Source organism: Streptomyces sp. NPDC058464, from assembly GCF_042721035.1.
Lineage (GTDB): Bacteria > Actinomycetota > Actinomycetes > Streptomycetales > Streptomycetaceae > Streptomyces.
Window position 1 is genome coordinate 22,572 of the sequence record NZ_JBHXMA010000003.1, and the last position, 18,161, is coordinate 40,732.

15 protein-coding genes are annotated in these 18,161 nt (G+C 71.0%); 9 read left to right on the top strand and 6 right to left on the bottom strand.

The genetic code is table 11. From position 1 onward, the window contains the following. Positions 1 to 285 (top strand): YggT family protein, encoded by a 285-nt coding sequence (locus ACFWPQ_RS05210; protein ID WP_046729537.1) that lies wholly within the window; start codon positions 1 to 3, stop codon positions 283 to 285. 56 nt (positions 286 to 341) lie between these two features. After that, the gene (locus ACFWPQ_RS05215; RefSeq protein ID WP_384030130.1) at positions 342 to 1,646 is read left to right on the top strand and encodes a DivIVA domain-containing protein; all 1,305 of its coding nucleotides are present in this window, start codon (positions 342 to 344) and stop codon (positions 1,644 to 1,646) included. A gap of 305 nt (positions 1,647 to 1,951) precedes the next feature. Here ACFWPQ_RS05215 and ileS read toward each other — a convergent pair whose 3' ends face one another. Continuing rightward, on the bottom strand, positions 1,952 to 5,089 hold the full coding sequence (gene ileS / locus ACFWPQ_RS05220; RefSeq protein WP_384030132.1) for an isoleucine--tRNA ligase: 3,138 nt from the start codon (positions 5,087 to 5,089) through the stop codon (positions 1,952 to 1,954). 626 nt (positions 5,090 to 5,715) lie between these two features. On the opposite strand from ileS, the gene ACFWPQ_RS05225 reads away from it, so the two are divergent. The 6 genes from ACFWPQ_RS05225 (at position 5,716) to ACFWPQ_RS05250 (ending at position 11,298) form a co-directional block, all read left to right on the top strand. Continuing rightward, complete coding sequence (locus ACFWPQ_RS05225; protein WP_384030134.1) at positions 5,716 to 6,540, top strand: TraR/DksA family transcriptional regulator; 825 nt, start codon at positions 5,716 to 5,718, stop codon at positions 6,538 to 6,540. A gap of 67 nt (positions 6,541 to 6,607) precedes the next feature. Then, entirely contained in the window at positions 6,608 to 7,222 is a 615-nt protein-coding gene (lspA, locus tag ACFWPQ_RS05230; RefSeq protein ID WP_384030136.1) for a signal peptidase II, read from the top strand. 86 nt (positions 7,223 to 7,308) lie between these two features. Next, positions 7,309 to 8,253, top strand: a complete 945-nt coding sequence (locus ACFWPQ_RS05235; protein ID WP_384030138.1) for an RluA family pseudouridine synthase — start codon at positions 7,309 to 7,311, stop codon at positions 8,251 to 8,253. Then, positions 8,250 to 8,720, top strand: a complete 471-nt coding sequence (locus ACFWPQ_RS05240; protein ID WP_361283621.1) for a GNAT family N-acetyltransferase — start codon at positions 8,250 to 8,252, stop codon at positions 8,718 to 8,720. Before ACFWPQ_RS05235 ends, ACFWPQ_RS05240 begins: the two co-directional genes overlap by 4 nt. Before the next feature lie 61 nt (positions 8,721 to 8,781). Next, positions 8,782 to 10,368, top strand: a complete 1,587-nt coding sequence (locus ACFWPQ_RS05245; protein ID WP_361283624.1) for a Na+/H+ antiporter — start codon at positions 8,782 to 8,784, stop codon at positions 10,366 to 10,368. A 189-nt stretch (positions 10,369 to 10,557) separates the two neighbouring features. Then, positions 10,558 to 11,298 (top strand): SDR family oxidoreductase, encoded by a 741-nt coding sequence (locus tag ACFWPQ_RS05250; protein ID WP_361283627.1) that lies wholly within the window; start codon positions 10,558 to 10,560, stop codon positions 11,296 to 11,298. Positions 11,299 to 11,328: 30 nt separating this feature from the next. Here ACFWPQ_RS05250 and ACFWPQ_RS05255 read toward each other — a convergent pair whose 3' ends face one another. Beyond that, positions 11,329 to 12,459, bottom strand: coding sequence for a mechanosensitive ion channel family protein (locus tag ACFWPQ_RS05255; protein ID WP_384030721.1), 1,131 nt, complete (start codon positions 12,457 to 12,459; stop codon positions 11,329 to 11,331). Between the two features lie 138 nt (positions 12,460 to 12,597). On the opposite strand from ACFWPQ_RS05255, the gene ACFWPQ_RS05260 reads away from it, so the two are divergent. Next, positions 12,598 to 13,167 carry a dienelactone hydrolase family protein gene (locus ACFWPQ_RS05260; protein ID WP_384030142.1) on the top strand — a complete coding sequence of 190 codons (570 nt, stop codon included), beginning with the start codon at positions 12,598 to 12,600 and terminating at the stop codon, positions 13,165 to 13,167. A gap of 7 nt (positions 13,168 to 13,174) precedes the next feature. Here ACFWPQ_RS05260 and ACFWPQ_RS05265 read toward each other — a convergent pair whose 3' ends face one another. From ACFWPQ_RS05265 to ACFWPQ_RS05280, 4 genes are all read right to left on the bottom strand, one after another. Beyond that, positions 13,175 to 14,845 carry an alkaline phosphatase D family protein gene (locus tag ACFWPQ_RS05265; RefSeq protein ID WP_384030144.1) on the bottom strand — a complete coding sequence of 557 codons (1,671 nt, stop codon included), beginning with the start codon at positions 14,843 to 14,845 and terminating at the stop codon, positions 13,175 to 13,177. Between the two features lie 105 nt (positions 14,846 to 14,950). Beyond that, positions 14,951 to 15,769, bottom strand: coding sequence for a thioredoxin domain-containing protein (locus ACFWPQ_RS05270; RefSeq protein ID WP_384030146.1), 819 nt, complete (start codon positions 15,767 to 15,769; stop codon positions 14,951 to 14,953). 101 nt (positions 15,770 to 15,870) lie between these two features. After that, the gene (locus ACFWPQ_RS05275; protein WP_384030148.1) at positions 15,871 to 16,563 is read right to left on the bottom strand and encodes a hypothetical protein; all 693 of its coding nucleotides are present in this window, start codon (positions 16,561 to 16,563) and stop codon (positions 15,871 to 15,873) included. A gap of 67 nt (positions 16,564 to 16,630) precedes the next feature. Next, complete coding sequence (locus ACFWPQ_RS05280; RefSeq protein ID WP_384030150.1) at positions 16,631 to 17,980, bottom strand: DUF2252 domain-containing protein; 1,350 nt, start codon at positions 17,978 to 17,980, stop codon at positions 16,631 to 16,633. Between the last annotated feature and the right edge of the window lie 181 nt (positions 17,981 to 18,161).

An 18,161-nucleotide genomic window follows, 5' to 3' on the forward strand; every position in this document is an offset into this window, starting at 1 on the left:
ATGAGCGTGTTCCTGGATGTGATCTACATCGCGCTGATGTGCTTCCTCATCGTGCTCATCTTCCGGTTGGTCATGGACTACGTGTTCCAGTTCGCCCGCTCATGGCAACCCGGCAAGGCGATGGTGGTCGTACTTGAGGCCACCTACACTGTCACCGATCCACCGCTCAAGCTTCTGCGGCGGTTCATCCCGCCGCTGCGTCTCGGGGGCGTGGCGCTCGACCTGTCCTTCTTCGTGCTGATGATCATCGTCTACATCCTGATTGCGATCGTTGGTCGGCTGTGATGAGCGATGTGACCTACCGTCTTGCCGAACGCCGACGACTACGTTGAGGTGAAGAGATGCCGTTGACCCCCGAGGACGTGCGGAACAAGCAGTTCACGACCGTCCGCCTCCGAGAAGGCTATGACGAGGACGAGGTCGATGCCTTCCTCGATGAGGTCGAAGCCGAACTGACGCGCCTGCTCCGCGAGAACGAGGACCTGCGCGCCAAACTGGCCGCGGCCACGCGCGCTGCTGCCCAGAACCAGCAGAACATGCGCAAGCCTCCGGAGCCGCAGGACCAGCAGGGCGGTATGCCTCAGGGTGGTATGCCTCAGCAGGGCGGTATGCCGCAGGGTATGCCTCAGCAAGGCGGTATGCCGCAGGGTATGCCTCAGCAGGGTGGTATGCCCCAGCAGGGCATGCGAGGCCCCGGCGCTCCGGTGCCCGCCGGCATATCGGGCCCGCCGCAGCAGCAGATGGGTGGCCCCATGGGCGGTCCCCCGCAGCTGCCGAGCGGCGCCCCGCAGCTGCCGGCCGGTCCCAGTGGCCAGGGCGGTCCGCAGGGTCCCGGTCCGATGGGCCAGGGCCCGATGGGTCCCGGTCCGATGGGTCAGGGCATGGGTCAGGGCCCCGGTCCGATGGGCCAGGGCATGGGCCAGGGTCCCGGCCCGATGGGTCAGGGCATGGCCCCGATGGGCGGCCAGCCGCCCATGCAGCAGCAGATGGGTGGCCCGATGGGCGGCCCCATGGGCGGTCCGATGGGCGGCCCCGGTCAGGGCCCCGGTGGCGACAGCGCCGCCCGTGTCCTCTCGCTGGCCCAGCAGACCGCCGACCAGGCGATCGCCGAGGCCCGCTCCGAGGCCAACAAGATCGTCGGCGAGGCCCGCAGCCGCGCCGAGGGTCTGGAGCGTGACGCCCGTGCCAAGGCCGACGCGCTGGAGCGGGACGCGCAGGAGAAGCACCGCGTCGCCATGGGCTCCCTGGAGTCCGCGCGCGCCACGCTGGAGCGCAAGGTCGAGGACCTGCGCGGCTTCGAGCGCGAGTACCGCACGCGTCTGAAGTCGTACCTGGAGTCGCAGCTGCGTCAGCTGGAGACCCAGGCCGACGACTCCCTGGCGCCGCCGCGCACCCCGGCTGCGGCCTCCCTCCCGCCGTCCCCGGCGCCTTCCATGGCCCCGGCCGGCGCGAGCGTCCCGTCCTACGGCGGCAACCCGGCGATGGGCGGCGCCCCGTCCCCCGCTGCCCCGTCCTACGGCGGCCAGCAGCAGATGACGCCGGCGATGACCCAGCCGATGGCGCCGGTGCGCCCGCAGGGCCCGTCCCCGATGGGCCAGGCACCGTCCCCGATGCGCGGCTTCCTCATCGACGAGGACGACAACTGACGGCCGCCGCGTAGTAGTACGGCGTAGGCGTCGGCAGGCGTTCAAAAGGGCGGGCCCCGGATTTCGATCCGGGGCCCGCCCTTTTTACGCGGGTTGCGCAAGCCACTCCAGGGGGCGCGGGGCTGTATCCATATGCGGCTGCCGCCGCGTGGGCGCACGGCTCAGCGCGCCGACCCGCAGCTGGGAGAAGGGGCTCGCACATCAGGGGCGCGGGGAACCGCGCACGGCACCTGCCGCGACCCGCACGTACCGGAAAGGGCCCGATCCCCATACGGAGACCGGGCCCTTCTCGAACAGGCCGGCGCCTACGCCTTGCGCAGGCGGAACGTCAGCGACAGCCCTTCGTCGGTGAAGGGATCGCCGTAGCCGTCATCCCCCTCGCCCTGGGAGAAGTCGGTCGCCAACACCTCGTCGGCGATCAAAGGAGCGTGCTCCGCCAGCGCCGCGATCACCGCCGGGTCGGTCGACACCCACCTGAGTGCGATCCGGTCGGCCACGTCCAGCCCGCTGTTCTTGCGCGCCTCCTGGATCAGCCGGATCGCGTCCCGGGCCAGGCCCGCCTGCCGCAGCTCCTCGGTGATCTCCAGGTCCAGCGCGACGGTCGCACCGGAGTCCGACGCCACCGACCAGCCCTCACGAGGCGTCTCCGTGATGATCACCTCGTCCGGCGCCAGCGTCACCGTCTCGCCGTCGACCTCCACGGACGCCGTGCCCTCACGCAGCGCCAGCGACAGTGCCGCCGCGTCCGCCGCGGCGACCGCCTTGGCCACGTCCTGCACCCGCTTGCCGAACCGCTTGCCCAGCGCCCGGAAGTTGGCCTTCGCGGTCGTGTCGACCAGGGAGCCGCCGACCTCGGAGAGGGACGCCAGCGAGGAGACGTTCAGCTCGTCGGTGATCTGCCCGTGCAGCTCCGGGTCGAGCGCGTCGAAGCCCACCGCCGCGACCAGCGCCCGGGACAGCGGCTGCCGCGTCTTGACGCCCGACTCCGCGCGCGTGGCCCGGCCCAGCTCCACGAGCCGCCGTACCAGGACCATCTGCTTCGACAGCTCGGGGTCGATCGCGGACAGGTCGGCCTCCGGCCATGCCGCCAGGTGCACCGACTCGGGCGCGCCCGGGGTCACCGGCGCCACCAGGTCCTGCCACACCCGCTCGGTGATGAACGGGGTCAGCGGGGCCATCAGCTTGGTGACGGTCTCCACGACCTCGTGCAGCGTGCGCAGCGCGGCCTTGTCGCCCTGCCAGAAGCGGCGCCGCGAGCGGCGGACGTACCAGTTGGACAGGTCGTCGACGAACGCCGACAGCAGCTTGCCGGCGCGCTGGGTGTCGTACGCCTCCAGCGCCTGCGTCACCTGGTCGGTGAGCGCGTGCAGTTCGGAGAGCAGCCAGCGGTCCAGGACCGGGCGGTCGGCCGGGGCCGGGTCGGCCGCGGACGGCGCCCAGTTCGACGTACGGGCGTACAGCGCCTGGAAGGCGACCGTGTTCCAGTACGTCAGCAGCGTCTTGCGGACGACCTCCTGGATGGTGCCGTGGCCCACCCGGCGGGCCGCCCACGGCGAACCCCCGGCCGCCATGAACCAGCGCACCGCGTCCGCCCCGTGCCGGTCCATCAGCGGGATCGGCTCCAGGGTGTTGCCCAGGTGCTTGGACATCTTGCGGCCGTCCTCGGCGAGGATGTGACCGAGGCAGACCACGTTCTCGTACGACGACTTGTCGAAGACGAGCGTGCCGACGGCCATGAGGGTGTAGAACCACCCGCGCGTCTGGTCGATCGCCTCGGAGATGAACTGCGCCGGGTAGCGGCTCTCGAACAGCTCCTTGTTCTTGTGCGGGTAGCCCCACTGCGCGAACGGCATCGAACCCGAGTCGTACCAGGCGTCGATGACCTCCGGCACGCGCGTGGCCGTCTTCGCGCACTGGGGGCACGCGAAGGTGACGGCGTCGATGAACGGGCGGTGCGGGTCCAGGTCCGACTGGTCCGTGCCGGTGAGCTCGGTGAGCTCAGCGCGGGAGCCGACCACGGTGAGGTGGTCGTCCTCGCAGCGCCAGATCGGCAGCGGGGTGCCCCAGTAGCGGTTGCGGGACAGCGCCCAGTCGATGTTGTTGTTCAGCCAGTCGCCGTACCGGCCGTGCTTGACCGTGTCCGGGAACCAGTTGGTGTTCTCGTTCTCCGCGAGGAGGCGGTCCTTGATCGCCGTCGTGCGGATGTACCAGGACGGCTGCGCGTAGTAGAGCAGCGCGGTGTGGCAGCGCCAGCAGTGCGGGTAGCTGTGTTCGTACGGAAGGTGCTTGAAGAGGAGGCCGCGCTGCGACAGGTCCTCGGTGAGCCGTTCGTCGGCCTTCTTGAAGAAGACGCCGCCGACCAGCGGCACGTCCTCCTCGAAGGTGCCGTCCGGGCGGACCGGGTTCACCACCGGCAGGCCGTAGGCGCGGCAGACCTTGAGGTCGTCCTCACCGAAGGCGGGGGACTGGTGGACCAGACCCGTACCGTCCTCGGTCGTGACGTACTCGGCGTTCACGACGTAATGCGCCGGCTCCGGGAACTCGACAAGCTCGAACGGACGTTGATAGGTCCAGCGCTCCATTTCGGCGCCGGTGAAGGACTGGCCCGTGGTCTCCCAGCCCTCGCCGAGCGCCTTGGCGACGAGCGGCTCGGCGACGACGAGCTTCTCCTCGCCGTTGGTCGCGACGACGTAGGTGACCTCGGGGTGCGCGGCGACCGCCGTGTTGGACACCAGGGTCCACGGGGTGGTCGTCCACACCAGGAGCGCGGCCTGGCCGGCGAGCGGACCGGAGGTGAGCGGGAAACGGACGTACACGGAGGGGTCGACGACCGTCTCGTAGCCCTGCGCCAGCTCGTGGTCGGACAGGCCGGTGCCGCAGCGCGGGCACCAGGGGGCGACGCGGTGGTCCTGGACCAGCAGATCCTTGTCGAAGATCGTCTTCAGCGACCACCAGACCGACTCGATGTACTCGGGGTCCATCGTGCGGTAGGCGTCGTCCAGGTCGGTCCAGTACCCCATGCGGGTCGTCAGCGCCTCGAAGGCGTCGGTGTGGCGGGTCACCGACTCGCGGCACTTGGCGTTGAACTCGGCGATGCCGTACTTCTCGATGTCCGGCTTGCCGCTGAAGCCCAGCTCCTTCTCGACCGCGAGCTCCACGGGCAGGCCGTGGCAGTCCCAGCCGGCCTTGCGGGCCACGTGGTAGCCGCGCATGGTGCGGAAGCGGGGGAAGACGTCCTTGAAGACGCGCGCCTCGATGTGGTGGGCGCCGGGCATGCCGTTGGCGGTGGGCGGGCCCTCGTAGAACACCCATTCGGGGCGGCCCTCGGACTGCTCCAGGGTCTTGGCGAAGATCTTCTGCTCGCGCCAGAAGTCGAGCACGGCGTGCTCGAGGGCGGGCAGGTCGACCTGTGCGGGCACCTGGCGGTACGTCGGCGCTGTCATCTGCGAGCTTCCTCCAACGGACTTGCTGCCTTCCGTCGGAGGGACGAGAGCCTTGCCTTGCGTACGCCGTGTGCGGCGCGCTCCCGCGGTACCACCCTCCTTGGCCCCCCGGTCGCCGTACGCGCCGGTGAGCCCCCTCATTGGGGTCGCGAAGCCGGTTCTACTCGCCCCCGCCTGACGGCTGCGGCTTTCCTCCGGCGGCTCCGGGGTGATCTTCACGTCGCGCTCGCCCCCGGGCTTCCACCGTCCCCGGGTCGCTCTGGGCTGCGTACGCCGCTACTCGTCCCCATCCACGCTTCTCGCTCCGCCCAGTGTACGGCGCCGCGCGGACAGCGGCCGACCCGTTTTCCCGGGGCCGGTTGCGGCACCGGCACCGGCACCGGCGGCGCCCGGCGGACGTCCGGCCGGGATGACCCGAATGGCGCGGTACGCGTGTTCGCATCCTGGGATGTCCGGCTCGGCGGATTACCGCGCGGGGAGCTGGGCACAACGCATGCATACCTGCTGCTTGGGGGGGCCGGGGCAGGCGGATCGGGCGGCGTGCCCCGTTGCCGCGGGACTCCAGTCGATTTATCGTCCCAGCACGATTCGCGTGCAAGATCACAATATGTGAAGGGGCCGCGGCCATGGTGGCGAAGAATCCCGCTGGGGGCGGCGGAAAACAGAGCACGCGCGCGACAGCGGCGGCTCCTTCCAAGAGAACGCCGGGTGAGAAGGGTTCCGTCGAGAACTCCGCCGTGAAGAAGGCACCGGTGGGCAGGACGGCCGTGAAGAAGGCCGCCGCGAAGAAGGCCGACGGGGTGAAGGCGGCCGGGAAGGCGGCCGCGGTGGTGAAGGACACCGCGGAACAGCCGGAGAAGAGCGCGTCCAGGGCCGCGGCGACGAGGACCGCGGCGGAGAAGGGCACGGCCAAGAAGAGCACGGCCAAGAAAGCGGGCGCGGCGCGGGCCGCGAAGCAGACGGGAGCCACGACGGTGGTTGCGAAGAAGACTCCTGGCACGGCCGCGGCGGCGGAGACCGCCGTCCCCAAGGCGCGGGTCGCCACGGCGGCTCCGGGCGAACTCGCGGTACGTCCCGGCGAGGACCCGTGGACGCCGCAGGAGGTCGAGGAGGCGCGCACCGAGCTGACGACCGAGGCGACACGGCTGCGGGCCGAGATCGAGGCGTCCGACAGCGCCCTGGCCGGGCTGATGCGGGACTCCGGCGACGGCGCCGGTGACGACCAGGCCGACACCGGCACCAAGAACATCACCCGCGAGCACGAACTGGCACTGGCCGCCAACGCGCGCGAGATGCTCGAACAGACCGAGCGGGCCCTGCAGAAGCTGGACGCGGGCACCTACGGACTCTGCGAGAACTGCGGGAACCCCATCGGGAAGGCCAGGATGCAGGCCTTCCCGAGGGCCACCCTGTGCGTGGAATGCAAGCAGAAGCAGGAACGCCGCTACTGAGCATCGGGGTCCCCTTGGGCGTGCCGTAGTCTCGTCCCGAGGCAGGCACCTAGGTTGAGGGACTCACGTGGCAGAGGTGGAACGCATCATCGGTACGCCGGGTACCCCGGACGAGGACGGCGAGCGGACGGCGGAGCCCGGCGCGTCGGACGCGTCCGGTGCGGATCAGCAGTCCACCGCGGACCGGCGGCCCGGGCGCGGGCGCCGCATCGCCGTGCTGTTCGCGGTGGCCGCCTTCGCGTACGCCCTCGACCTGGTCAGCAAGATGATCGTGGTCGCGAAGCTGGAGCACCACGCGCCGATCGAGGTCATCGGCGACTGGCTGGAGTTCCACGCGATCCGCAACCCGGGCGCGGCATTCGGCTTCGGCGGCGCCTTCACGATCATCTTCACGGTGATCGCGGCGGCCGTGATCGTCGTGATCTTCCGGCTGGCACGCAAGCTGTACAGCTTCCCCTGGGCCGTCGCCCTCGGCCTGCTGCTCGGCGGCGCGCTCGGCAACCTCACCGACCGGATCTTCCGCTCGCCGGGGATCTTCGAGGGCCAGGTCGTCGACTTCATCGCGCCCAAGGGCTTCGCGGTGTTCAACCTGGCCGACTCGGCGATCGTCTGCGGCGGCATCCTGATCGTGCTGCTCTCCTTCCGCGGCCTGGACCCGGACGGGACCGTCCACAAGGACTGACCGGGGTCCACCGGGACTGCCGGGGTCCGCAGGGCCCACAGGGGCTTGCGTACGGGGCTGTCGGCGCGGTCCGGCATACTCGACGGGTGAGTACGATTCCCGAGATCCGAACCCTGCCCGTGCCGGACGGCCTGGAGGGCGAGCGCGTCGACGCCGCCATCTCCCGCATGTTCGGCTTCTCCCGCACCAAGGCGGCCGAGCTGGCCGCGGCGGGCAAGGTCCAGGTCGACGGCTCGGTGGTCGGCAAGTCCGAGCGGGTGCACGGCGGGGCCTGGCTGGAGGTCGAGATGCCGGGGGCGCCCGCGCCCGTGCAGATCGTCGCGGAGCCCGTCGAGGGCATGGAGATCGTGCACGACGACGATGACGTGGTCGTGATCGTCAAGCCGGTCGGCGTCGCCGCGCACCCCAGCCCCGGCTGGACCGGCCCGACCGTGATCGGCGGTCTCGCCGCCGCCGGCTACCGGATCTCCACCTCCGGTGCCGCAGAGCGCCAGGGCATCGTGCACCGCCTCGACGTCGGCACCTCGGGCCTGATGGCGGTCGCCAAGTCGGAGCGGGCGTACACGTCGCTGAAGCGCCAGTTCAAGGAGCGCACGGTCGACAAGCGCTATCACACCCTCGTGCAGGGCCACCCCGACCCGACCAGCGGCACCATCGACGCCCCCATCGGCCGTCACCCCCAGCACGACTACAAGTGGGCGGTCACGGCCGACGGCAAGCCCTCCGTGACCCACTACGACCTCATCGAGGCGTTCCGCGCGGCCTCCCTGCTCGACGTGAAGCTGGAGACCGGCCGCACCCACCAGATCCGCGTCCACATGGCCGCCCACCGCCACCCCTGCGTCGGCGACCTGACCTACGGCGCCGACCCGACGCTCGCCAAGCGGCTGCGCCTCACCCGCCAGTGGCTGCACGCGGTCCGGCTCGGTTTCGAGCACCCCGGGGACGGCGAGTGGGTCGAGTTCGAGAGCGAGTACCCGGCCGACCTGCAGAAGGCGCTCGACCAGGTCCGCGAGGAGACGTACGGATGAGCACGCGCGCGTACGCCGTGCGGGTCGCCGAGGACCCCGCCGACCTGGAGGCGTGCTTCGCGGTGCGCAAGCAGGTCTTCGTGGTCGAGCAGGGCGTCCCCGAGGACCTGGAGTACGACGCGTACGACCCCGTGGCCGTCCATGTCCTGGCGATCCGCGAGGACGGCGTACCGCTCGGCACCGGCCGCCTGCTGTACGGCGAGCAGGCCGCGGCGAAGACCGACGGCGACCTGTCCCTCGGCTCGCTGGGCCGGCTCGCGGTCTCCCAGGAGGCCCGCGGCCTCGGTATCGGCGTCGCCCTGGTCCGCGCCATCGAGGAGGCCGCACGCGCGCGTGGCCTGGCCGCCGTGGACCTGCACGCGCAGACCCACGCGCTGGGCTTCTACGAGCGGCTGGGCTACGAGCCGTACGGCCCGGAGTACGAGGAGGCGGGCATCCCGCACCGGGGGATGCGGCGCGCGCTCTGAGCGGGGTCGCATGGCAGGCTTGAGGCCTGCCGTGTGATCGTCGACTCCCGGAGCGCTGGCCGTGGATCAGTTGGCCCTGCTGTTCGTGCTGCTGCTCGGGGCCCTGGTGAGCGTTCCGGTGGGGGACCGGTTCGGACTGCCGGCGCCCGTGCTGATGACGCTGTTCGGGATCGTCCTAGCCGTCGCCGACTTCGTGCCGAACGTGAACATCCCGCCCGAGCTGATCCTGCCCGGCCTGCTGCCGCCGTTGCTCTACGCCGCCGTACGACGGACCTCCTGGCGGCAGTTCGCGGCCAACAAGCGGCCGATCTTCCTGCTCGCGGTGGCCCTGGTCTTCGTCACGACGGTGTGCGTGGCCGTCGTCGCCAACGCGATCGTGCCCGGACTGTCGATCGCTGCCGCGGTCGCGCTGGGCGCGCTGGTCGCCCCGCCCGACCCGGTCGCCGCGACCGCCGTCGCCGGACAGCTCGGGCTGCCGCGCCGGCTGGTGTCGATCCTGGAGGGCGAGGGCCTCTTCAACGACGTCACGGCCATCGTTCTCTACCACGTGGCCATCGCCGCCGTGGTCAGCGGCACGTTCTCGCCGTGGCGGGCCGGGCTGGACTTCCTGCTGTCCGCCGTGGTCGCGGTCGTCGTGGGGCTGGTGCTCGGCTGGGGCGCGAACAAGCTGATGGACATCCTCGGCGACGCGACCCTGCAGATCGGCCTGACCCTGATCGTCCCGTACGCCTCCTACGTCATCGCCGAGGAACTGCACGGCTCCGGGGTGCTCGCCGTGCTCACCACCGCGCTGTTCATCGCCGAGTACGCCACCGACGCCGACGACGTGATGACCCGGCTCGCCGGCTACACCTTCTGGGACATCGTCGACACGCTCGTCACCGGCGTCGCCTTCGGGCTGATCGGCCTGGAGCTGCACAACGCGATCCGCACGGCGTCCGGCCGCTGGGGCGAGCTGCTCGGCTGGGCGGCCGCGATCGTGGGTGTGGTGGTCGTGGTACGGCTGGTGTGGCTGCTGCCCGCCACCTGGCTGACCAAGCGGCTGCACGCCCGGCGGGACTACGACGAGGAGATCCCGACCAGCTGGCGGGAGACCATCGTGATGTGGTGGTCCGGGATGCGCGGCGTGGCGTCGGTGGCGCTGGCCCTGGCCATCCCCCTGAGGACGGACGACGGGTCGGCGTTCCCGGACCGGGACGAGATCGTCTTCATCGCCTTCGGCGTGATCATGGCCACGCTGGTGCTCCAGGGGCTGACCCTGCCGTGGCTCGTGAAGCGGTTGGGGGTCAGGGCCGACACCGACCGCGAGAAGGAGATCGAGAAGGAGCTGGCGGTTCGGGCGGCGAAGGCGGCACGGCGGCGCCTGAAGGAGATCGAGCAGGTCGAGGAGTTGCCGGAGGACGTGACGGAGCAGATGCTGCGGCGGGCCTTCGAGATCGGGTTCCGGATCAGTCCCGACGTGGTGGAGGACGAGCGGCGGGAGGGCCACGAGAAGCGGATGCGGCGGCTGAAGCGGTTGCGGCGGATCCAGCAGGAGATGCTCAGCGCGGCGCGGCACGAGGTGCTGGCGGCGCGGAGCGAGCCGGGGGCGGATCCGGAGATCGTGGACCGGGTGCTGCGGCACTTGGACGTCCGTAGCCTGCGCTGAGCGCTCCGCTGGAAGGGCCGCGATGGGCCGTCGGTCGGCTGCGGCGCCGTCGTGGCTGCCTCCCCCAGCCTTCGGCCGGGGGCACCCCCAGCGCCCCTTCGGGGGCGCTGTACAGCGCCAGTAATACAAGTGCATGGCGGCTGTGGACAGTCGCAGGCGCCGTCCGCTTTCCGCTCGTAGTCTCGGATCATGGCTCGGAACATTGTGATCAGTGGTGGAGGGACCGGGATCGGGCTCGCGGCGGCGCGGGTGTTCGCCGGGGACGGGGATCGGGTGCTGCTGCTCGGGCGGCGCAGAGAGGTGCTGGAGAAGGCGGGGGTGCCGGGGGCGGAGGTGTACGCCGCCGATCTGGCCGAACCGGAGCAGGTGCGCGGAGTCGCGCGGTTCGTCGCCGAGGAGTTCGGGACCGTCGATGTACTCGTGCACAGCGCAGGAGGGAACGCGGCACGCGCGCCCGGCGCGGATGCCGGTGATCCGCTCGATGCCGCCGCGCGCGTCTGGACCGGCAACTTCCTGCAGAACACGCTGACCTCGGTCCTGCTCACGGAGGCGCTGAAGGACCGGCTCGCCGACCCCGGCGGGCGGGTGCTGTTCATCGGCTCCCTCGCCGCGTTCCGGGGCTCGGGGAGCGGGTCGTACGGCGCCTCCAAGGCCGCCCTGCATCCCTACGCCCACGACCTGGCGCGCCAGTTGGGGCCGCGCGGGGTCACCGTGAACGTCGTGGCGCCGGGGTACATCGAGGACACCGACTTCTTCGGCGGGCCGGTGGAGGAGGCGCGGCGGGAGCAGCTCGTCGCCGAGACGTCGACCGGGCGGGCCGGCACCCCCGGCGACGTCGCCGCCACCCTGCACTGGCTGGCCTCCCCGGCCGCCGGGCACATCACCTCGCAGATCATCCAGGTCAACGGCGGCGCCGAGCGCGGCCACTGAGGCGCCGAGCGCGGCCACTGAGACGAGGCGTCAGCCGCGGCCGGTGCGGGGCGGTTCGTGCAGCCGCCGGTTGGCCGCGGCCGCCGCCCCGTCCTGGGCCCCGTCCTGGGAGGGGATGATCCCGCCGGGTGGCAGGACCGCGTCGGCCGTGTTGACCCGGGGCAGGGCGTACGGGTGCTCCGCGTTCAGCCAGGTGATCATCTGCTCGCGGACGGCCACCCGGACCTTCCAGACGTCGTCGGCGTCCTTGGCGGTGACCAGGGCGCGTACCTGGATGGTGTTCGGTGTGCTGTCGGTGACCACCAGGCCGTGGTCCCGTCCGTCCCAGGCCGGGCACTCCCGCAGGATGTCCCGGAGCTTCTCGCGCATCGGCCCGATCGGCGCCGAGTGGTCGAGGTGCCAGAAGACGGTCCCGGTCATCTGCGGGGTGCCCCGCGACCAGTTCTCGAAGGGTTTGGAGGTGAAGTACGACACCGGCATGGTGATCCGGCGCTCGTCCCAGGTCCGCACCGTCAGAAAGGTCAGGGTGATCTCTTCCACCGTGCCCCACTCGCCGTCGACCACGACCGTGTCACCCAGGCGCACCATGTCGCCGAAGGCGATCTGCAGACCGGCGAACAGGTTCGCCAGCGTGGACTGGGCGGCCACACCGGCGACGATGCCGAGGATCCCGGCGGAGGCCAGCAGCGAGGCGCCGGCCGCGCGCATCGCCGGGAAGGTCAGCAGCATCGCGGCCACGGCCATCACGCCGACGATCGCCGTCACCACCCGCATGATCAGCGACACCTGGGTGCGCACCCGGCGGACCCGGGCCGCGTCGTGGTGGGCGCGGGCATAGCGGTCGTAGGTGGACTCCACGACGGCCGCCGTGATCCGCACCACCAGCCAGGCGGTCGACCCGATCAGCACCAGGGTCAGGACCTGGCCGACGGCGACCCGGTGCTCCCGGATCAGCTGGGCCTGGTCGTAGGACCCTCTGAGCAGGGCCGCGCACAGCACCAGCTGGTAGGGGACGCGGCCGCGGCGCAGCAGGCCCCACAGGGGCGTCTCGCTGTGCCGTGCGTCGGCCTTGCGCAGCAGCAGGTCGGTCGCCCAGCCGATCAGCAGGGTGAGGACGACGGCGCCGCCGACCACGATCAGCGGGCGGAGTACGTTCTCCATCTCCATGGAACCGAACGTAACCGGATCCGCGGGGTCCTGAACATGCCGTCCGGTGACAAGGGCGTCACGGTCGTGGCCGGGACCGCCGGTGCGCAGGCTGCGGCGGGCGTTGTCGGTGGTGGCTGGCACCATGGGCGCATGAACATCATGCTCTTTCACTCGACCTACGGCCTCAGGCCCGCGGTGCGCGAGGCCGCCGACCGGCTGCGTGCCGCCGGGCACGAGGTGTGGACGCCGGACCTGTTCGAGGGGCGCACGTTCGGCACGGTCGAGGAGGGCATGGAGTTCAACGAGTCGATCGGCAAGGACGAGCTGCTGAAGCGGGCCGTGCTGGCGGCGGCGCCGTACTCGGAGCGCGGGCTGGTGTACGCGGGGTTCTCGCTGGGCGCCTCGATCGCACAGACGCTGGCGCTGGGCGACGAGCGGGCGCGGGGCCTGCTGCTTCTGCACGGCACCTCGGACATCGCTCCGAACGCCGCGGTGGACGGGCTGCCGGTGCAGCTGCACGTGGCCGAGCCGGACGCCTTCGAGACGGACGACTGGCTGAGCGCCTGGTATCTGCAGATGGGCCGGGTCGGCGCCGATGTGGAGATCTACCGGTACGCGGGGGCCGGTCACCTCTACACCGACCCCGGTCTGCCGGACTACGACGAGGAGGCCGCCGAGGCCACCTGGCGGGTGGCGCTCGGCTTCCTCGACACGCTGTAGGCGACGGTTACACCGGGTCGTAGGTGCGCTCGACCTTCTGGGTGCCGCTGCGGGTGCGGTACGACCGCTCCCAGGACGAGGTCGCGTCGGCCTTCGTCTTGTCGGAGAGGACGTAGTAGTCCATCTGCGCCCGGGCCGCGGTGATGTCCAGGATGCCGTAGCCGTGCCGGTCGGTGTCGACCCAGTGCACATGGCGGTTGGCCAGCTGGATGACCGGCGCGGCGAGCGCGGAGACGACGCCCGGGGAGACCTTGAGGATGTCGTCCAGGTTGTCGGAGGTCACCGAGGTGACCACGAACTCCGTGGCCGCGGAGGCGGAGAGCGGGTAGGTGCCGGCGTCCACCGGTACGTCGTTGGCCCAGGCCATGTGGATGTCGCCGGTCAGGAACACCGTGTTGCCGATCGCGTTGGAGCGCAGGTGGGCCAGCAGCTCGCGGCGGTCGTCGGTGTAGCCGTCCCACTGGTCGGTGTTGAGGGCGAGGCCGTCCTGCGGCAGCCCGAGCAGCTTGGCGAGCGGCTTGAACAGGTCGGCGGAGAGCGAGCCGATGGCGAACGGCGAGATCATCACCGAGTTGCCGACCAGCCGCCAGGTGGTGTCGGAGGCCTTCAGCCCGGCCTTCAGCCAGTCGAGCTGGGCCCGGCCGGTGATGGTGCGGTCCGGGTCGTCGACCGAGCCGCTGCCCGTGGACACCTGCTGGGAGCGGAAGGAGCGCAGGTCCAGCAGGGAGAGGTCGGCGAGCTTGCCGAAGCGCAGCCGGCGGTAGGTGGTGCCGGCGATGGCCGGACGGACCGGCATCCACTCGAAGTAGGCCTGCTTGGCGGCGGCCTGACGGGCCGTCCAGGTGCCTTCGGTGCCCTCGGTGTGGTTCTCGGCACCGCCGGACCACGAGTCGTTGGCGAACTCGTGGTCGTCCCAGATCGCGACGACCGGCGCCTTGGCGTGCAGGGCCTGCAGGTCGGTGTCGGTCTTGTACTTGCCGTGCCGTATGCGGTAGTCGGCGAGGGTGATGATCTCGTGGGTGGGCGCGTGCTGGCGGACGACGGTGTCGCGGGTGCCGTACTCGCCGGTGCCGTACTCGTAGATGTAGTCGCCCAGGTGCAGCCAGGCGTCCAGGTCGTTTCGGGCGGCCAGGTGACGGTAGGACGCGAAGTAGCCGGCCTCCCAGTTGGCGCAGGACACCACGCCGAAGCGCAGGCCCGCGACGGTGGCGTCCGCCGCCGGCGCGGTGCGGGTACGCGCCACCGGGGAGTCCGTGGAGCCGGCCGAGAAGCGGAACCAGTAGTCGGTGGCCGGGGCCAGGCCGCGGATGTCGGCCTTGACGGTGTGGTCGGAGGCGGCGGTCGCGGTCGTGGAGCCGCGGGAGACGACGTTCGTCAGCGCCTTGTCGGTGGCGACGACCCAGCTGACCTCGGTGTCCGGGCCGACACCGGAACCGGGTGTCGCATCGGTGGTCGGCGTCACCCGGGTCCACAGCAGGATGCCGTCGGGCAGCGGGTCGCCGGAGGCGACGCCGTGCAGGAAGGCGGGGGCGTCCGAGGCGGCCCGGGCCGGCAGGGCGGCGGCGAGCGGGGCGGTCAGGACAGCGGTCGCCGCCGCGGCCTTGACGACCGTACGGCGGCGCGGGGAGAGGGAGTTCGCACCCTCGGAGGCCTGAGTTGATCGGTATCGACTGGTCACGTCCGATGAGGTTACTGACCAGTATGGACAAGAGCAGGCGAACAAAGAAAAGTTCGCCTGCTCTTCACGCGGAGGTGGTCCGGTCCCTGTGCACAGGGACCCGGGTCACGCCTTGAGCGCCGCGTCCACGACGGTGTTGAAGGCGTCGACCGTCATCGGCGGGTTGCCGCTGGAGTCGGCCGTCAGCATCTTGCCGTTCATGACGAAGCTCGGGGTGCCCGTCACGCCGTCCTTGTTGGTGTTGAAGAGGTTCGACATGGCCATCGCCCAGGCGTCGTAGGTGCCCTTCTTGACGGCGTCGTCGAACTTCGCGTTGTTCTTCAGCGCGGGGACCGTGTTCGCGACCTCGATGAGGTACGAGTCGTCCTTGAACTTGTCGGTGGTCTCGTCCGGGTGGTACTTCGTCGAGTACAGCGCGGTCTTGTACTCGAGGAACGCCTCGGAGCTGATGTTCAGCGCGGCGCCCATGGCGCTCAGCGCGTTCTTGGAGCCCTCGCCGTTGTCCTTGTCGTCGATGAACGTGCCACCGATGTACTCGATCTTGAACTTGCCGTCGTCGATGTCCTTCTTCACGGTCGAGCCGACGGTCTGCTCGAACTGGGCACAGATCGGGCAGCGCGGGTCCTCGTAGATCTTGAGGGTCTTCTTGGCGCTGGCCTTGCCGATGACGACCGTGGTGCCCTTGGTGCCGGTGGTGTTGGCCGGGGCGACCACCTTGGCGTCCTTGAGGCTGTTCCAGTAGCTGGGCTTGTTGGCCTGGACGACGGCGTAGCCTATGCCGCCCGCCGCGGCCAGCACGGCCACGACCGAGCCGGCCACGATGAGCTGCCGCCTGACCTTGGCGCGCTTGGCCTGCTTCTCGCGCTCGGCGCGCAGCCGCTCCCGGGCCGCGTTCTTGGCAGCTGCGCTGTTCCGCTTGCTCATGTTGGTGATCTCCATAGGGGACGCGCACATGTCGTACGCGGGATACGTGTGGGGGACTCGGAGTACTCGGAGTACTCGGAATACTCGGACGAGGGACGTGCTCAGGCGAAGGACGCGGCGAGCGCCCCGGAGCACGGCGGTCCGCGCCGTCCCAGGGAGTGCACGAGGAGCAGGCCGCGGCCGGCGGCCGGGCGGGGCGCCGGCCGCGGCAGGCGCCGTACCGGGGCGGGCCGGACCGTGCCCGCGGCGACCGCGAGCAGCAGCGGGCGGAAGGTGGTGGCGGCGACGGCGCGCAACAGCTGGGTCAGGGCGCGCTCGCCGCGGCGCAGCCAGGCGGCGGCGAGCAGGCCGACGCAGACGTGCGCGGCGAGCAGCAGCCAGGCGGCGGCCGGGTCGGCGTGCGCGAGGGCCGTGGCGGCGCGGGAGCCGCCGGTCATCCGGGCCAGCGGGGTGCCGACCGTGCCGCCGTGGCACAGCACGTCGAGGCCGACCGCGCGCAGCGGGCCGGCGATGGGGCCGCCCGCCCTGCCGTAACAGGCGTGCTGGCCGGTGGTGAAGACCGTGTCGGCGGCCAGCTCCAGCGGGATCAGCAGGGCCGCGATCCGGCCGAAGCCGCGCTCGCGACCCGCCAGCGCGTAGGCCGCGACGAACACCCCGGCGGCGACCGCGGCCACCGTCGCGAACGGCAGCGGGGCCCGGGACAGCAGCACGTGCGACGCGGTGCTGAGCGTCACGACGAAGGCCGTGAACAGCGCCGCGCGCACGGCTCTGAGCTGGGTCCCGGATATGTCCATAGCGGTGGAGAGTCTGTCACGTACTCATGTAAGGGACCCCTAAAAAGGCCCTGAGAATCGGCGAAGGTTACAGCCCTGGAATGCGGCCGTTGCGGAAGAGGTCGACGAAGATCTGGTGGTCGGCACGCGCACGTGCGCCGTAGCTGTGCGCGAAGTCGGTGAGCAGGCCCGCGAAGCCGTCCTCGTCGGCGGCGATCGCCGCGTCGATGGCCCGCTCGGTGGAGAACGGCACCAGGGACTCGCCGGAGGTGTCGTCTGCCGCCGAGTGCATGGACGCCGTGGCCCGGCCGAGGTCGGCGACGACCGCCGCGATCTCCTCCGGGTCGTCGATGTCGCTCCAGTCCAGGTCCACCGCGTACGGCGACACCTCGGCGACCAGCTGTCCCGCGCCGTCCAGCTCGGTCCAGCCCAGCCACGGGTCGGCGTGCGCCTGCAGGGCGCGCTGCGAGATCACCGTGCGGTGGCCCTCGTGCTGGAAGTAGTCCCGGATCGCCGGGTCCGTGACGTGCCGGGAGACGGCCGGGGTCTGGGCCTGCTTGATGTAGATCACCACGTCGTTCTCCAGGGCGTCCGTGGCGCCCTCCAGGAGGATGTTGTACGACGGCAGGCCGGCCGAGCCGATGCCGATCCCGCGGCGGCCCACCACGTCCTTCACGCGGTAGGAGTCCGGACGGGACAGGGACGACTCGGGGAGGGTCTCCAGGTAGCCGTCGAAGGCGGCCAGCACCTTGTAGCGGGTGGCGGCGTCCAGCTCGATGGAGCCGCCGCCGGAGGCGAAGCGGCGCTCCCAGTCACGGATCTCCGTCATCGAGTCCAGCAGCTCGAAACGGGTCAGCGAGCGGGCCGCGCGCAGCGCGCCGAGCAGCGGGCCCTCGGCGGTGTCCAGGGTGAACGGCGGCACCTCGTCGCTCTTCGCGCCCGTCGCCAGTGCGTGGATGCGCTCGCGGTACGCCTCCGCGTACACCTCGACCAGCTCGGTGATCTGCTCGTCGCTGAACGCCTTCGCGTACCCGATCAGCGCCACGGAGGCGGCGAAGCGCTTCAGGTCCCAGGTGAACGGGCCCACGTAGGCCTCGTCGAAGTCGTTGACGTTGAAGACCAGACGGCCGTTGGAGTCCATGTACGTGCCGAAGTTCTCCGCGTGCAGGTCGCCGTGGATCCACACGCGCGAGGTGCGCTCGTCCAGGTACGGGCCGGTGTATATCCGCCCGCCGCCGAGACCGGCGTGCTCCGCGTCCAGGTCGTGGTAGAAGAGCGCGGCCGTGCCCCGGTAGAAGGCGAAGGCCGAGGCCGCCATCTTCCGGAACTTCACGCGGAACGCGGCCGGGTCGGCGGCCAGGAGCTCGCCGAAGGCGGTGTCGAAGACGGCGAGGATCTGCTCGCCGCGCTGCTCGCCGTTGAGCTGGGGGACCGGCATCGCTGGGTGCCTCCTGGTGCGTGTGGTGCCTGACATGTGGCGCGGATCTCTCGCCCGGACCAACGTGCGAAGGTCCCCGGGAGTGCCCGCTTTCTTGGCATGAAGGTACGCGGGGCAGGCCGCCCGGTGTCAGTGCCGAGGCATAGGATTCCGCTGTCCCACCAGACTGTCCGCAGCCGGT

Excerpts from the sequence above, each read along its gene's own strand:
- ACFWPQ_RS05210 (WP_046729537.1), top strand. The coding sequence starts at position 1 with ATGAGCGTGTTCCTGGATGTGATCTACATCGCGCTGATGTGCTTCCTC.
- ACFWPQ_RS05215 (WP_384030130.1), top strand. The coding sequence starts at position 342 with ATGCCGTTGACCCCCGAGGACGTGCGGAACAAGCAGTTCACGACCGTC.
- ileS (WP_384030132.1), bottom strand. The coding sequence starts at position 5,089 with ATGACAGCGCCGACGTACCGCCAGGTGCCCGCACAGGTCGACCTGCCC.
- ACFWPQ_RS05225 (WP_384030134.1), top strand. The coding sequence starts at position 5,716 with ATGGTGGCGAAGAATCCCGCTGGGGGCGGCGGAAAACAGAGCACGCGC.
- ACFWPQ_RS05240 (WP_361283621.1), top strand. The coding sequence starts at position 8,250 with ATGAGCACGCGCGCGTACGCCGTGCGGGTCGCCGAGGACCCCGCCGAC.
- ACFWPQ_RS05250 (WP_361283627.1), top strand. The coding sequence starts at position 10,558 with ATGGCTCGGAACATTGTGATCAGTGGTGGAGGGACCGGGATCGGGCTC.
- ACFWPQ_RS05255 (WP_384030721.1), bottom strand. The coding sequence starts at position 12,459 with ATGGAGAACGTACTCCGCCCGCTGATCGTGGTCGGCGGCGCCGTCGTC.
- ACFWPQ_RS05260 (WP_384030142.1), top strand. The coding sequence starts at position 12,598 with ATGAACATCATGCTCTTTCACTCGACCTACGGCCTCAGGCCCGCGGTG.
- ACFWPQ_RS05270 (WP_384030146.1), bottom strand. The coding sequence starts at position 15,769 with ATGAGCAAGCGGAACAGCGCAGCTGCCAAGAACGCGGCCCGGGAGCGG.
- ACFWPQ_RS05275 (WP_384030148.1), bottom strand. The coding sequence starts at position 16,563 with ATGGACATATCCGGGACCCAGCTCAGAGCCGTGCGCGCGGCGCTGTTC.
- ACFWPQ_RS05280 (WP_384030150.1), bottom strand. The coding sequence starts at position 17,980 with ATGCCGGTCCCCCAGCTCAACGGCGAGCAGCGCGGCGAGCAGATCCTC.